Below are 14,439 nucleotides of genomic sequence, written 5' to 3'. Positions count from 1 at the left end.
GATCCCGCCCCTGCTAGGCCAGCCGCGCCCCCCGCGCAATCGCCCGCAGGCTTTCGCGTGGCGGCACCGTGTGCGCGGTGCCAGACCGCGCATAGTCAGTCCGAATGCGGACAGCGACCGGACCCTGCCGATCGTTGGCGATTCGTTCTTTCGGATGCTGCTGCCAGACCTGTCGCGGTACTGGCGCCGGATCGTGTTCTGCCGCACGCAGTTCTTTCACGCCAGAAATGGTCGCCGCGGTCGCGCCGGACGATATCCTGACCGGGCTTGCCGAACGCTCTTTCGCCAGCACCCGCCCTGATGCCGCGCGTCCGTATGTCTTGGCCTATCCGCTGATGCTGCGCCGGGCGATGGCGCCCGATCCGGACTTTCCCGCGTTGTGGGACCAGTTGATCGACCGGCGGCGGCTGGCGATGGGCTAAGGGCGTTTCGCGCTTTACACGACCTGCAAGAACGACCACGATATGTGGTAAGCGGCGTGGCTGCCGACGCCCGGTGTTGTGTGGCCACCCCATATTCCATGCCGGAGGCAGGCCATGACGCAGACCGATTCCTTCATCGCCAGCGACGACATCCACCCCATCGACATCGTCGAGGCCGTGGCCACCCATCACGACTGGGATTTCGACCGCCTGGCGGACGACCAGATCGCCATGGTGGTCGAGGGCCAATGGCGCAGCTATTCGCTGACCCTGGCATGGTCCGCGCGCGACGAGGTGCTGCGCCTGATCTGCACCTTTGATCTGGACCCGCCCGCGGCGCGCCTGCCCGCTCTGTATGAGGTGCTGAACCTGGCCAATGATCAGGTCTGGGACGGCGGCTTTGCCTTCTGGGGGCCGCAGCGGCTGATGGCCTGGCGCTATGGACTGGTCCTTGCGGGCGATGCGATCGCGCTGCCCGAGCAGGTGGACCGGATGATTGGGGCGGCGCTGGCCGCCTGCGAACGTTTTTATCCCTCGTTCCAGCTGGCGGGATGGGGCGACACCACCCCCGCCGCCGCGCTGGAGATCGCGCTGGGCGAAACCTACGGACGGGCCTGACATGACGCAATTTCACGATATCAACCGGCGCGGGCTGGTCCTGGTGGGCTGCGGCCGCATGGGCGGCGCGATGCTGCAGGGCTGGCTGGCGCAGGGGCTGGAGCCCGGTGCGGTGACGGTGCTGGACCCGAACCTGGCACCCGAATGGCAGGACCGGGGCCTGCGGGTGGATGCGGACCTGCCGGGCGATCCCGCGGTGGTGGTGCTGGCGGTCAAGCCGCAGATGATGGGCGACGCGCTGGCCGCGATGCCGGACCTGTCGGACAGCCTGGTGATTTCGGTCGCGGCGGGCACGACCATCGCGACCTTCGAGGCGGCGTTTCCCGGCGCGCCCGTCATCCGCGTCATGCCGAACACGCCCGCGGCCATCGGGCAGGGCATCTCTGCGATGATCGGTAACGGGGCCGCCACGCCCGCGCATCTGGACCTGGCTGAGGCGCTGATGCGGGCCGTGGGCCGCGTTGTCCGGCTGGAGCATGAGGGCCAGATGGACGCCGTCACCGGCCTGTCGGGCAGCGGCCCGGCCTATGTGTTCCACCTGATCGAGGCGATGGCCGCCGCGGGCGAGGCGCAGGGCCTGTCGCCCCAGCTGTCGCTGGAGCTGGCCCGCGCCACCGTGGCCGGGGCGGGCGCGCTGGCCGTCCATGCCGATGAGGACCCGGCGGTGCTGCGCCGCAACGTGACCTCGCCCAACGGGACCACGGCGGCGGGGCTGGCGGTGCTGATGGACGCCGATCACGGCCTGCCGCCGCTGATGGTGCGCACCGTCGCCGCCGCCACCGAACGCGGGCGGGAGCTGGGGCGCGCATGATCACCTTTGACGATTTCCTCAAGGTCGATATCCGCGTGGGCACCATCACCCGCGCCGAACCCTTTCCGGAGGCGCGCAAGCCCGCGATCAAGCTGTGGGTCGATCTGGGCGATCTGGGCGAGCGGCGCTCGTCGGCTCAGATCACCCGGCATTACACCCCCGAGACGCTGATCGGCACGCAGGTGCTGTGCGTGGTGAACTTTCCGCCGCGCCAGATCGGCCCGGTGATGTCCGAGGTGCTGGTCCTGGGCGTCCCCGACCCCGACGATCAGGTGGTGCTGATCCGCCCGGACCAGCCGGTCCCCAATGGCGGGAGGCTGTATTGAAGGTCCTGGTCACCCGGCCCATGACCGACCGCGCCACGGCTGCCATCCGCGCCGCCTGCGACGCGACGTTTCGCGACACCAACACCCCCCTGACCCCCGATCAGGCGGCCCAGGCCATGCGCGATCATGACGCGATCATCCCGACCCTGGGCGACGCCTTCACGGCCGAGGCGTTCCGCGGCGATGTGCGCTGTCGCCTGCTGGCCAATTTCGGCGCGGGCTTCAACCATATCGACGTGGCGGCGGCGCGGGCGGCGGGGGTGGGGGTCACCAACACGCCCGATGTCGTGACCGACGCCACGGCAGACATCGCGCTGACGCTGATGCTGATGACCCTGCGCCGCGCATCCGAAGGCGAACGCATCCTGCGCGCGGGCGAATGGACCGGCTGGAACCCGACACAGCTGCTGGGCGCAGAGATGTCGGGCCGCACCGTCGGCATCGTGGGCATGGGCCGCATCGGCCAGGCCATCGCGCGACGCTGTCACCACGGGTTCGGGATGGAGGTCGTGTTCTTCAGCCGCTCGACCGTGACGGGGCTGGATGTTCCGGCGCGACAGATCGCGGGGCTGGGTGACATGCTGGCGGTCTGCGACGTGGCGGTGGTGGCGGTGCCGGGGGGCGCGGGCACGCGCAGCCTGATCGGGGCGGAGGAATTGCGCGCCCTGGGGCCGCGGGGCGTGCTGGTCAACATTGCGCGCGGCGATGTGGTCGACGAGGTGGCGCTGATCGCGGCGCTGACCACGGGCACGATCGCCGGGGCCGGGCTGGACGTCTATGCCCAGGAACCGCACGTACCGCAGGCGTTGCTGGCGGCGCCGAACGCCACGCTGCTGCCGCATCTAGGCACCGCCACCGATGACACGCGCACGCGGATGGGTCTGCGTGCGCTGGCCAACCTGCAGGCCTTCATTGATGGCACCGAGCTGCCGGATGCCGTCGGATAGGAACCCCAAGGCGCCCCGGACGTTGGTCTTTCATATGAACTTCTGCAAAGGAGACGGACATGAACTGGGATATCATCCAAGGCAAGTGGAAGCAGCTCAAGGGCGCGACCAAGGTCAAATGGGGCGAGCTGACCGACGACGAGCTGGATCAGATCGACGGCAACAAGGACAAGCTGGCCGGCAAGCTGCAGGAAAAATACGGCTGGACCAAGGACGAGGCGGACAAGCAGATCGACGAATATTATCGCGACAAGTAAGGCCCGTTTTCTCGGCCTTTGGATAGGGCGCCCCATGCGGGCGCCCTTTTTGCTGCGCGGGCGCTTGAACGCCGCCGCCGGGCGGGGCACCACGGGGGCGCACCCCGTGCCGGAGCCCGTGCCATGTTCTATGCCTATGCCCTTCGCGATGGCCGTCTGGCCCTGCAAGAGGCCGATCACGACCTGTCGCAGGCGCTGTGGATCGACCTGATCCAGCCGGGCGACGCCGAGATGGCGCGCCTGCGCGATCTGGGCGTGCCCCTGCCGACCCTGGCCGAGATGGAGGAGATCGAGCTGTCCAACCGCCTCTATCGCGAGGATGGGCTGGATTATATGACCGCCGTCCTGCCCGGAGAGAATGCCGCGGGTGATCGGGTGTCGATGCCGGTGACCTTTATCCTGTCGGGGGCGCGGCTGGTCACGGTCCGGCACCATTCGCCGCGCCCCTTCCTGACCTTTCCGGCGCGAGCCGAGCGGTCGACCCTGGGCTGCACCAGCCCCGACCGCCTGTTCTCGGGGCTGATCGAGGAGATCATCGCCCGGCTGGCCGACATCCTGGAGGGGGTGGGCCGCACGCTGGACCAGACCACCGCCGACATCTTTCAGCGCAGGGCCGTGGGGGCGGCGTCCGACCGCCTGCAGGCCGCGCTGCAATCGGTGGGCCGCGAGGCCGAGACGATGGCCCGCGTCCGCCTGGCCCTGCTGACGGTCGAGCGGATCCTGGCTTTTCACACCGCCATCCTGGACGACCGCCCCGAAGCCGACCGCCTGCGCCCGGTGATCCGCGCCCAGATGCGCGACGTCCAGGCGCTGGAGGAGCATGGCGCTTTTCTGGGCAGCCGCGTCAGCCTGGCGGTGGACACGACCCTGGGCATGATCAACCTGCAGCAGAACAACACCGTCCGCATCCTTTCGGTCATCGCCGCGCTGTTCCTGCCACCCACGCTGATCGCCAGCGTCTACGGGATGAACTTCACCAACATGCCAGAGCTGGACGAGCCATGGGGCTATGCCTTTGCGCTGGTGCTGATGGGGGCCACGACGATGGGGACCTGGCTGTTCCTGCGCTGGAAACGCTGGCTTTAAAGGCTGTCGATCAGGTCCAGCATCGCGGGGGGCATCTGTCCTTCGGACAGGGTGACGCTGTGCTGGCCCGCCTGATCGGTCACGGTGATCGCATAGCGCATGCGGTCCGCGCAGTCGGGGCAGGGGGTCGCCGCCATCCGCGCCAGCGCATCCGGTCCGAAGGCCGCACAGAGGTCGCGGGCCAGGGCCGCGGGCTGGGCCTCGGTGTCGATGCGGCGCGGGGGGGCGGCGATGATGCCCCCAAAGCCGCCATGGCTGCGGATCTCGATGATCATGGCGGCAGGATAGGCCTAGACCGCGATTCCCACAAGTTTCCAGGCCCGGCGCAGCATCACCACCGGCATGCTGCCCGCCCCGGTCAGCGCCACGGCGCTGCGCAGCGTCTGATCGGCCCAATCGGCAAAGCTGGCCATCGGGTTGTTGATGTCCTGCAGGGTCCGATACCAGATGCGGCCCGGAACCTCCCACGCCCTGCCGCCCAGATAGCTGCAGAACAGGTAGAAGGCGTGGTTCGGGATGCCCGAATTGATGTGCACGCCGCCATTGTCGTCGGTCGTGGTGTTGAACTGGTCCATGTGCCAGGGCTGGGGATCGGTGCCCAGCAGGTCGTCGGCATAGGCGGTGCCCGGCGCCTTCATGCTGCGCAGCGCGCGCCCGTTGATGCCCGGCCCCAGGATGCCGCGCCCGATCAGCCAGTCGGCCTGATGCGCGTCCTGGCCCAGCACCCGCTGTTCGGCCAGCGCGCCGAACACGTCGGCCACATGCTCGTTCAACGCGCCCGACTGGTTCTCGTAGATCAGCCCGCCGGAATGCTGGATGACGCCATGGGCCATCTCATGCGCGATGACGGACAGTTGCAGGAAGGTCTGGAAAATCTTTCCGTCGCCCGTTCCATAGGCCATCTGCTGCCCGTCCCAGAAGGCGTTGTTATAGTTGCGGCGGTGCTGGACGGTCGCCACCAGCGGCATGCCGCGCCCGTCCAGCGAGTTGCGGCCATATTCCTCGGCGAACATCGCAAAGACCTGGCCCGCGCTGTCATAGGCCATGTCGGCATCGCGGATGCCTGACGGCGGGTCGCCCTCGGACCGGACCAGGCGGCCGGGCAGGGCGGCGCGGAATTCGCCGTCATGGATGCGGCGGTCGGGACAGCACAGGTCGGGGTCGGGGGCGATTGCCTGCATCTCAGCGGCGGGGCTGGCATGGGCGGCACGCTCAAGGCGCAGCTGTTCGTCATGGGCCAGCAGGGTCCGCGCCATGCGCGCCGTCGCCGGATCGCCGCGCAGCGCCAGCACCCGCAGCATGTAGGGCGGCACGATGCAGGCGATGGGGTTGTGATGGGTGCAGCCGAAGGACAGGCACATGGCAGGCGACCTTTCCGCATTGGGATCGCCTCAGGGTAGCACGGAACGCCCGCCCGGCAAGGGGCAGACGTTCACGTTTCATTCACGTCAGTCCACCCGCTTGCCGGTATCCTTGTGGAACAGGTGCAGCGCGTTCGGCCGATAGGACAGGCGCAGATCGTCCGACAGAGGCGCATCCGAGGGCAGCGTGATGGTGATGCGCGCATCGCCCGTGCGGCCATGGACCAGACGCTGCGCGCCCAGCTCCTCGACTGCCATGACGGTCATCTGGATCGGGCCGTCGGCGGTGACGGTCAGATCCTCGGGGCGGATGCCCACATGGCCTGCATGGGCGGTGCCCGGCAGATGCGGGACGGCGCTGGCCTCGATCAGGTTCATGGCAGGGCTGCCGATGAAGCTGGCGACAAAGGCCGATGCCGGGCGGCGGTACACCTCCAGCGGCGTGCCGATCTGTTCGATCTGCCCGCCGTTCAGCACCACCAGCCGGTCCGCCAGGGTCATCGCCTCCAGCTGGTCGTGGGTGACATAGATCGAGGTCGTGCGCAGGCGCTTTTGCAGCTCCTTGATCTCCAGGCGCATGGCGACGCGCAGTTTCGCATCCAGGTTCGACAGTGGCTCGTCGAACAGGAACGCGGCCGGTTCGCGCACGATGGCGCGGCCCATCGCGACGCGCTGACGCTGGCCGCCCGACAGGGCACGGGGCTTGCGGTCCAGGAACGGGCCGATCTGCAGGATGTCGGATGCGATGCCCACGCGACGCTCGATCTCGGCCTTGGGGGTGCCGCGGTTCTTGAGGCCATAGGCCAAGTTCTGGCGCACCGACATATGCGGGTACAGGGCATAGTTCTGGAACACCATCGCGATGTCACGGTCGGCGGGCTCCACCTCGTTAACGACGCGGTCGCCGATGCGGACCTCGCCCTCGCTGATGCTTTCCAGGCCCGCGACCATGCGCAGCAGGGTGGACTTGCCGCAGCCCGACGGCCCGACCAGGACCAGGAATTCGCCATCCGCGATGTCGATATTGACGCCGCCCACGGCGCGGGCTCCACCGGCATAGATCTTGCCGACATTGTTCAGGGTGATGGAAGCCATCTTATTTCTCCGTCTCGACAAGGCCCTTGACGAACAGGCGCTGCATGGCGACCACCACGATCACGGGGGGGATCATCGCCAGCATCGCGGTCGCCATGACCAGATGCCATTGCGGCAGACCGTCCACGGCATCCGCCATGCGCTTGATCCCCGCAACGATGGTATAATAGTCCGAACTGGTCGTGATCAGCAGCGGCCAAAGGTATTGGTTCCAGCCATAGATGAACAGGATCACGAACAGCGCGGCGATATTGGTGCGCGACAGGGGCAGCAGGATGTCGCGAAAGAACTTCATCGGTCCGGCGCCGTCGATGCGGGCGGCCTCGGTCAGCTCGTCCGGGATGGTCAGGAAGACCTGGCGGAACAGGAAGGTGGCCGTGGCCGACGCGATCAGCGGAATGGACAGGCCGGCATAGCTGTTCAGCATGCCCAGATCGGCCACCACCTGAAAGGTCGGCACGATGCGCACCTCGACCGGCAGCATCAGCGTGATGAAGATGCACCAGAAGGCCAGCCCCCGGAACGGAAAGCGGAAATAGACCACCGCAAAGGCCGACAGGACTGAGATCACGATTTTCCCGATGGCGATCGACAGCGCCATGATCAGGCTGTTGAACATCATCACGCCCACCGGGGGGGTGCCGCTGGTGGAGACGCCCGCGCCCAGCATCTGGCTGTAGTTCTTGACCAGATCGGGGCCGGGCCACATCGGGATGGTGCCCGACATGAAGGCCGTCGGCCCGTGGGTCGAGGCCACGAAGGCCACCCAGACCGGCAGCGCCACGATGCAGACCCCCAGGATCAGCACCAGATGGGCGGCCATGTTCAGAAAGGGACGGTTCTCGATCATCAGTAGGCCACCTTCTTTTCCACATAGCGGAACTGGATCACCGTCAGCACCAGCACCAGCGCCATTAGCACCACGGATTGCGCGGCAGAGCTGCCCAGGTTCTGGCCCACGAAGCCGTCGAAATAGACCTTGTAGACCATGATGTTGGTGGCCTGCGCGGGGCCGCCCTCGGTCGTGGCGTCGATGACGCCGAAGGTGTCGAACATGGCATAGACGATATTGACGACCAGCAGGAAGAACGTGGTCGGCGACAAAAGCGGGAAGGTGATGTCGAAGAAGCGCCGCACCGGGCCAGCCCCGTCGATGGCCGCAGCCTCGCGCAGGGACGCAGGGATGGCCTGCAGGCCCGCCAGGAAGAACAGGAAGTTATAGCTGATCTGTTTCCAGGCGCTGGCGATGACGACCAGGGTCATGGCGTCGCTCTTGCTCTGGATGTGGTTCCAGTCATAGCCGATCTGCCCCAGCAGATAGGGCATGATCCCGATGGTCGGGTTGAAGATGAACCACCACAGGATGCCCGCCACCGCAGGCGCCACCGCATAGGGCCAGACCAGCAGCGTGGTATAGACGCGGGTCGATCGGATCATCCGGTCCACCGCGATCGCCAGCAGCAGCGACAGCCCCATCGACAGCACCGTGACCGAGATGGCGAAGACCGCCGTCACCTGCAGGCTGTTCAGATACTCCGGGCTGTTCCACAGGCGCACGAAGTTCTCGAGGCCGACAAAGGTCGTGCGGGTGCCGAACGCATCCTCGCGCAGGAAACTCTGCCGGATGGCCTGGGCCGCGGGCCACAGGAAGAACACGAAGGTGATGATCAGCTGGGGGGCCAGAAGCAGCCAGGGCAAAAGCTGGTTGCTGAAGATGGTGCGCTTCATCGGATACCGGATGCTTGGGGCAGGAATGGATCAGGGGGCCGCGACGGTCGCGGCCCCCTTTCGGTTCGGGCGCGACCTTACTGGTTCTGCGCCTGGAACTGTTCCAGCAGATCGTCGCCGCGGGCCACGACCGCATCCAGCGCGCCCTGGGCGTCCTTGGAACCGGACAGCAGCTGCTCGAACTCTTCGTCGATGACGCCGCGGATCTGGACATAGCTGCCGAAGCGCAGACCCTTGGAGTTCTCGGTCGGCTCGTTCAGGGTGATCTGGCGGATGCCGGTATCGGCGCCGGGGTTCTCGGCGTGGAACGACTCCATCGCGTCATAGGCGGCCTGGGTGATCGGCAGATAGCCGGTGAAGGACGCCCAATCGGCCTGAACCTCGGGTTGGGTCAGATAGTCGAAGAAGGCGGCGGCGGCCGCGTATTCCTCATCCGACTTGCCCGACAGCACCCACAGCGAGGCGCCGCCAATGATCGAGTTCTGCGGCGCGCCCTCGACATCGTCGTAATAGGGCAGCATGCCGTAACCCAGCTCATAGGCGCTGGAGTTGGCGATGACACCCGCGCGGCTGGCCGAGCTGCCCATCATCATCGCGCATTCCTGCGAATAGAACATGGGCGCCGCGTTGTCGGCGCCGACCGGGCCGCCATACTTGAAGATGCCCTCGTCGGACCAGCGCTTGAGGTTCTCCCAATGCTTGACCTGGACGGGGCCGTTCATGGACAGGCGCGCGTCCAGACCGCCAAAGCCGTTCTCGAGCGTGCCGATGGGCTGGTTGTGCCAGGCCGACAGGTTCTCGGTCTGGATCCAGCTGATCCACTGGGTGGTGAACCCGCAGGAGGCCGCGCCCGATTCCTTGATCTGGTTGCTGAACTGCTCCAGCTCGGCCCAGGTGGTGGGGGGCGTTTCCGGGTCCAGGCCTGCGGCTTCGAACACGGTCTTGTTGTAATACAGGATCGGGGTCGAGCTGTTGAAGGGCATGGACAGCATATTGCCGTCGCCATCGGTGTAATAGCCCACGACCGACGGCAGGAAGGCGGCGGCGTCGAAATCCTGGCCGTGATCGGCCATCAGCTGGTGGACGGGCACGATCGCGCCGTCGGCGGCCATCATCGTGCCGGTGCCGACCTCGAAGACCTGGACGATGGCGGGCTGCTGATTCGCGCGAAAAGCGGCGATCGCGGCGGTCATCGTCTCGGGATAGGTGCCCTTGTAGGACGGGGTGACGCGGTATTCGTCCTGGCTGTCGTTAAAGCCCTGGGCGATTTCTTCCAGTTTGGCGCCAAGCTCTCCGCCCATGGCGTGCCACCAGTCGATGTTCGTTTCGGCCTGGGCTGCGCCAAGCGACGCCACCAGTGCCACCACGGATGCGGTGCTGTATCGGATCATGCTGTAGTCCCTCCCTTATGGAGTTGCGAAGATGTCCCCGCCTAACGGCGCTTCACGACAGGCTCGCAACGCTCATGTGACAGTCTTGTGACGTCTTGAACGACCGGTCAACGATTTTCGTTCGGGTTCGGTTTTTTCCGCAGTTGCGCGAATGCGCCCTTGGCGGCCTCGATCAGGGGGGTGCCAACAAAGCTGGCCACGGGGATCAGCATCAGCCCCAGAACAAGCCCGATCACCCCGTCGCAAAAGGCGGTGACGACCCATGCAGCGACGCCCGGCGCGGCGGGCACGGCGGCCGCGGCGCCCTGCGCCCAGTGGTGGATCATGTCATAGGGCGCGTGCCAGCCCAGCTCGTGCAGGCCGTGCACGATGATCTGGCCGCCGACCCAGATCATCGCCGCGGTGCCCACCACCGTCAGCGTTGTCATCAGCCCCGGCATGACCCGCACGATGCCGCGCCCCAGGGCCGCGACCGGCCCGGCCCGCCGCTGCGCCAGGTGCAGGCCCGCGTCATCCGCCTTGACCACCAGCGCCACAAATCCATAGACGGCGACCGTGATCGCCACCGCCACCAGCGCCAGGATGACGCCCTTCATCAGCAGGCTGTCCTGGGTCGGGATGGTGGACAGGGCGATGGTCATGATCTCGGCCGACAGGATGAAGTCGGTCTTGATCGCGCCCGCGACGCGCGCCTCCTCCAGGGCGGGGCCGTCGCCGGTGGGGTGGATGTGCTGGGCGCTGTCATGGGTGTCGGTGCGGTGGAACAGATGCGCCACCTTGTGCGCGCCCTCATAGCACAGATAGGCGCCGCCCAGCATCAGCAGCGGCGGGATCGCCCAGGGTGCCAGCGCCGACAGCGCCAGGGCCACGGGCAGCAGGATCACCAGCTTGTTGAACAGCGACCCGCGCGCGATCTTCCAGACGATGGGCAATTCGCGACTGGCGTCAAAGCCCTGGACGTATTTCGGCGTCACCGCCGCATCGTCGATGACCGCGCCCGCGGCCTTGGCCCCGGCCTTGGCGGCCTGCCCCGCGACGTCGTCGATCGAGGCGGCGGCCACCTTGGAAATGGCCGCGATATCGTCCAGCAGCGCGATCAGCCCGCTCATGTGATGTCCCTTCGAGGTGCCGTGATGCGACGGCATGTCGCAGTCATCAGCACCGCGCAACGCGCCCGACGCAAGGGGGTTCACGCGAGCGCGGCGGCGGACCGCAAAAAGCCCGCGCAGCGGGGACTGCGCGGGCGGCACCCGGCGCGTCGGGGGACGCGCGGGATGGGATGGGCGGGCTTACGCGGCCGGCAGCAGCACGGTGTCGATCACGTGGATCACGCCGTTCGACTGGTCAACGTCGGGGATCAGCACGGTGGCGACGTTGCCGTTCTCATCGGTGATCTGCAGCGCGTTGTCGGTGTCGCGGATCGAGGCGGTCAGCGTGCAGCCGCCCACGGTCTCCAGCGCGGCCGAACCGCCGCCCTGCATCACCATGTTGCCGACGGCGGTCGAGAACGCCTCGGTCGGAACGACGTGGCAGGTCAGCACGGTCTGCAGCGTCTCCAGGCTGCCCGGCTCCAGCAGGCCCTCGACGGTGCCGTCGGGCAGTGCGTCAAAGGCCGCGTTGGTGGGTGCGAAGACGGTGAAGGGACCGGGGCCCGACAGCGTCTCGGCCAAGCCCGCGGCCTGAACGGCGGCGACCAGCGTGGTGTGGTCGGCCGAGTTCACGGCATTCTCGACGATGTTGCGGGTGGGCAGCATCTCGGCGCCGCCGACCATGGTGTTCTGGGCGAATGCGGGTGCGCCAAGCGCGATGGTGGCAGCGATGATCGAAGCGCCGACTTTGGTAAAGCGGGTGGTCATGGACTTCCTCCGGTTTTGGTTCTGGGCGGCATTTCTGCGCCCGACAGTTCCAAACACGAAAGGGGGCCGGGTTAGTTGCGCCCCGGCCCGGTCAATCCGGGATCACAACGACGTGAGGGGCGCGATGGCCACCACCGGCCCGGTCGCCTGGCCCGTGGGCGATCCGCCCGAAGGTTCATCCGACAGCGCGATCTGGATCTGGGGCGAGGGTTCCATCCCCTCGGGCAGGGTCATGCGCATGTCGCCCGACCGCGGCAGCACGCCCAAGGACACCGGCGCCGACCCGTCGGGCTCGACCCACCAGATCTCCCAGTCGCGGCCTTCGGGGGCGGGGCCGCTTTCCATGGCAAAGATCATCTGGCGGCCATCGACGCGGGCGGCCACGCGCAGGGCCTGGTCCTGCGCGGTCAGCTGGGCTTGGAAACCGGGCTGTGCGGGGGCGGTCTGCTGTCCGGGCAGCCACAGGACGGCGACCATCGCCCCCACCGCGATCAGGCCGGCCAGCGCCCCTATCGGGCCGCGCCACCAGGGCCTGCGGGCATTGGGGTCGTTGGCCAGGGGCGCGCTGGCATGGCCCAGCCTTTCGCGGATGGCGTTGCGGGCGCGGGCCGGGGCCATGACCGGGGTCAGTCCCTCGGCCATGCCGGCCAGGCGCTCCTGCCAGTCGCGCACGGTGCAGGCGAAGGCGTCATCGGAGGCCATGCGGGTCTGGGCCGCCTGCAATTCGGCACCCTCCAGCAGGCCAAGCGCCATTTCGGCCGCCAGCGCCTGATCTTCCTGCGGCGGGGTCAGCGGGGCGTCGTCGGTCATTGGCTCACGCAATCCTTCAGGCGCAGCAGGCTGCGGCGCAGCCAGCTGCGCACCGTGTTGATGGGCAGCCCCTCGCGGGCGGCCAGGTCGGCATAGGTCACGCCCTCCAGATAGACGGCGCGCACGGCCCCGGCCTGGGCCTCGGCCAGGCGGGACAGGCATTCGTCCAGCATCCGGCGTTCCTGGGCCATGATGGTGGCCGATTCCGGGCTGGGCGCGCTGCAGGCGACCATGGCGGCGGCATCCTCGGGGGCGGTGACGGGGCGCGACCCGCGGGCGCGCAGCTTGTCGATGGAGCGGTTGCGCGCGATGGTGATCAGCCAGGTCATCGGCGACAGCCCGTTCGAGGCATAGCGCGCGGCGCTTTGCCACACGCGGATATAGACCTCCTGCAGGGTCTCCTCGGCCTCGGGGCGGTCGCGCAGGACGGACAGGCAGACCGCGTGCAGCTTTGCCGAGGTGGCGTCATAAAGGGCCTCGAACGCGTCCCGGTCGCCCAGGGCCGTGCGCGAGATCAGCGTTTCCAGTTCGGATCGGCGTGCGTCTGACAAAACCGGGATATCCTTCCAAGGGTCGCGCCACCTTATGAAGCGCACCCCGGCGCGTCAACGCGCCCCCCCGGTGCGGCAGGCAAGGACCCGCCACGCGGCGCGCCTTGCACCCGTGGCGCGAATGCGCGATCAATGCGCCGATGTGATGGAAAGGGCTAGGGCCGATGCTGGACATGAACGCGAAACCCACCGAAGAGATCGACCTGCGCGAGGTGTTCGGTCTGGACAGCGACATGAAGGTCAAGGGGTTCGCCGAGCGGACCGAGCGCGTCCCCGAGATCGACAGCACCTACAAGTTCGACCCCGACACCACGATGGCGATCCTGGCAGGCTTTGCCTATAATCGCCGCGTGATGGTCCAGGGTTATCACGGCACGGGGAAATCGACGCATATCGAACAGATCGCGGCGCGCCTGAACTGGCCCTGCGTGCGGGTGAACCTGGACAGCCATGTCAGCCGGATCGACCTGATCGGCAAGGACGCGATCAAGCTGGTCGACGGCAAGCAGGTCACCGTGTTCCACGAGGGCATCCTGCCCTGGGCGTTGCGCAACCCGACCGCGATCGTGTTCGACGAATATGACGCGGGCCGCGCGGATGTGATGTTCGTCATCCAGCGCGTGCTGGAGGCCGATGGCAAGCTGACCCTGCTGGACCAGAACGAGGTCATCACGCCGAATCCCTATTTCCGCCTGTTTGCGACCGCCAACACGGTGGGTCTGGGAGACACGACGGGGCTTTATCACGGCACCCAGCAGATCAACCAGGGCCAGATGGACCGCTGGTCGCTGGTCGCCACGCTGAACTATCTGCGCCACGATGCCGAGGCCGCGATCGTGCTGGCCAAGGTGCCGCAGTTCAACACCGAGAAGGGCCGCAAGACCATCGGCCAGATGGTGACGCTGGCCGATCTGACGCGCACCGCCTTCATGCAGGGCGACCTGTCCACGGTCATGTCGCCGCGCACGGTCATTTCCTGGGCGCAGAACGCGCGCATCTTTGACAATGTGGGCTATGCGTTCCGCCTGACCTTCCTGAACAAGTGCGACGAGCTGGAGCGCCAGACCGTGGCCGAGTTCTATCAGCGTCTGTTCGACGAGGAACTGCCCGAAAGCGCAGCCGCCAAGGCGGGCTGAGCGCGCGGCGGCCCGCGCGCCGCCGCATCCTGCCCATGGGGACC

18 protein-coding genes are annotated in these 14,439 nt (G+C 67.3%); 8 read left to right on the top strand and 10 right to left on the bottom strand.

Annotated features, from left to right (window positions below; all coding sequences use genetic code 11):
• The first annotated feature begins 227 nt into the window (after positions 1–227).
• The 7 genes from FA740_RS10560 (at position 228) to FA740_RS10530 (ending at position 4,467) form a co-directional block, all read left to right on the top strand.
• A complete protein-coding gene (locus FA740_RS10560; RefSeq protein WP_136856734.1) occupies positions 228–422 on the top strand; it encodes a hypothetical protein in 195 nt (64 codons plus the stop codon).
• Positions 423–536: 114 nt separating this feature from the next.
• A complete protein-coding gene (locus FA740_RS10555) occupies positions 537–1,040 on the top strand; it encodes a type III secretion system chaperone family protein (protein WP_136856733.1) in 504 nt (167 codons plus the stop codon).
• A gap of 1 nt (position 1,041) precedes the next feature.
• A complete protein-coding gene (proC, locus tag FA740_RS10550; protein ID WP_136856732.1) occupies positions 1,042–1,851 on the top strand; it encodes a pyrroline-5-carboxylate reductase in 810 nt (269 codons plus the stop codon).
• Positions 1,848–2,177, top strand: a complete 330-nt coding sequence (locus FA740_RS10545; RefSeq protein ID WP_136856731.1) for a tRNA-binding protein — start codon at positions 1,848–1,850, stop codon at positions 2,175–2,177. Before proC ends, FA740_RS10545 begins: the two co-directional genes overlap by 4 nt.
• Positions 2,174–3,124: a 2-hydroxyacid dehydrogenase gene (locus tag FA740_RS10540; RefSeq protein ID WP_136856730.1), complete on the top strand. Its 951-nt coding sequence runs from the start codon at positions 2,174–2,176 to the stop codon at positions 3,122–3,124. The genes FA740_RS10545 and FA740_RS10540 overlap by 4 nt, the downstream gene beginning before the upstream one ends.
• Before the next feature lie 59 nt (positions 3,125–3,183).
• Complete coding sequence (locus tag FA740_RS10535) at positions 3,184–3,381, top strand: CsbD family protein (RefSeq protein ID WP_136856729.1); 198 nt, start codon at positions 3,184–3,186, stop codon at positions 3,379–3,381.
• A 123-nt stretch (positions 3,382–3,504) separates the two neighbouring features.
• Positions 3,505–4,467, top strand: a complete 963-nt coding sequence (locus tag FA740_RS10530; protein ID WP_136856728.1) for a magnesium transporter CorA family protein — start codon at positions 3,505–3,507, stop codon at positions 4,465–4,467.
• On the opposite strand, the gene FA740_RS10525 is transcribed toward FA740_RS10530, so the two are convergent.
• The 10 genes from FA740_RS10525 to FA740_RS10480 all read right to left on the bottom strand — a co-directional run bounded on the left by FA740_RS10525 (position 4,464) and on the right by FA740_RS10480 (position 13,259).
• Positions 4,464–4,742: a protealysin inhibitor emfourin gene (locus FA740_RS10525; RefSeq protein ID WP_136856727.1), complete on the bottom strand. Its 279-nt coding sequence runs from the start codon at positions 4,740–4,742 to the stop codon at positions 4,464–4,466. The two genes, FA740_RS10530 and FA740_RS10525, sit on opposite strands and share 4 nt — an antisense overlap.
• Before the next feature lie 15 nt (positions 4,743–4,757).
• On the bottom strand, positions 4,758–5,828 hold the full coding sequence (locus FA740_RS10520; RefSeq protein WP_136856726.1) for a M4 family metallopeptidase: 1,071 nt from the start codon (positions 5,826–5,828) through the stop codon (positions 4,758–4,760).
• 87 nt (positions 5,829–5,915) lie between these two features.
• Positions 5,916–6,923 (bottom strand): sn-glycerol-3-phosphate import ATP-binding protein UgpC, encoded by a 1,008-nt coding sequence (locus FA740_RS10515; protein ID WP_136856725.1) that lies wholly within the window; start codon positions 6,921–6,923, stop codon positions 5,916–5,918.
• Position 6,924: 1 nt separating this feature from the next.
• Positions 6,925–7,773 carry a sn-glycerol-3-phosphate ABC transporter permease UgpE gene (gene ugpE / locus FA740_RS10510; protein WP_136856724.1) on the bottom strand — a complete coding sequence of 283 codons (849 nt, stop codon included), beginning with the start codon at positions 7,771–7,773 and terminating at the stop codon, positions 6,925–6,927.
• A complete protein-coding gene (ugpA, locus tag FA740_RS10505; protein WP_136856723.1) occupies positions 7,773–8,651 on the bottom strand; it encodes a sn-glycerol-3-phosphate ABC transporter permease UgpA in 879 nt (292 codons plus the stop codon). The genes ugpE and ugpA overlap by 1 nt, the downstream gene beginning before the upstream one ends.
• 77 nt (positions 8,652–8,728) lie before the next feature.
• The gene (gene ugpB / locus FA740_RS10500) at positions 8,729–10,042 is read right to left on the bottom strand and encodes a sn-glycerol-3-phosphate ABC transporter substrate-binding protein UgpB (RefSeq protein ID WP_136856722.1); all 1,314 of its coding nucleotides are present in this window, start codon (positions 10,040–10,042) and stop codon (positions 8,729–8,731) included.
• A 107-nt stretch (positions 10,043–10,149) separates the two neighbouring features.
• Complete coding sequence (locus FA740_RS10495; protein WP_136856721.1) at positions 10,150–11,151, bottom strand: DUF808 domain-containing protein; 1,002 nt, start codon at positions 11,149–11,151, stop codon at positions 10,150–10,152.
• 180 nt (positions 11,152–11,331) lie between these two features.
• Positions 11,332–11,898 carry a fasciclin domain-containing protein gene (locus tag FA740_RS10490; RefSeq protein ID WP_136856720.1) on the bottom strand — a complete coding sequence of 189 codons (567 nt, stop codon included), beginning with the start codon at positions 11,896–11,898 and terminating at the stop codon, positions 11,332–11,334.
• Between the two features lie 102 nt (positions 11,899–12,000).
• Entirely contained in the window at positions 12,001–12,708 is a 708-nt protein-coding gene (locus tag FA740_RS10485) for an anti-sigma factor (RefSeq protein ID WP_136856719.1), read from the bottom strand.
• Positions 12,705–13,259, bottom strand: coding sequence for a sigma-70 family RNA polymerase sigma factor (locus FA740_RS10480; protein WP_246053580.1), 555 nt, complete (start codon positions 13,257–13,259; stop codon positions 12,705–12,707). The genes FA740_RS10485 and FA740_RS10480 overlap by 4 nt, the downstream gene beginning before the upstream one ends.
• Positions 13,260–13,423: 164 nt before the next feature.
• Here FA740_RS10480 and cobS point away from each other — a divergent pair, with 164 nt between their 5' ends.
• Entirely contained in the window at positions 13,424–14,395 is a 972-nt protein-coding gene (gene cobS, locus FA740_RS10475) for a cobaltochelatase subunit CobS (RefSeq protein ID WP_136856718.1), read from the top strand.
• Positions 14,396–14,439 lie beyond the last annotated feature (44 nt).

The sequence above is a fragment of the Paracoccus hibiscisoli genome (assembly GCF_005048265.1).
Taxonomy (GTDB): Bacteria; Pseudomonadota; Alphaproteobacteria; order Rhodobacterales; family Rhodobacteraceae; genus Paracoccus; species Paracoccus hibiscisoli.
This window is presented reverse-complemented; position numbering and strand designations above follow the sequence as displayed.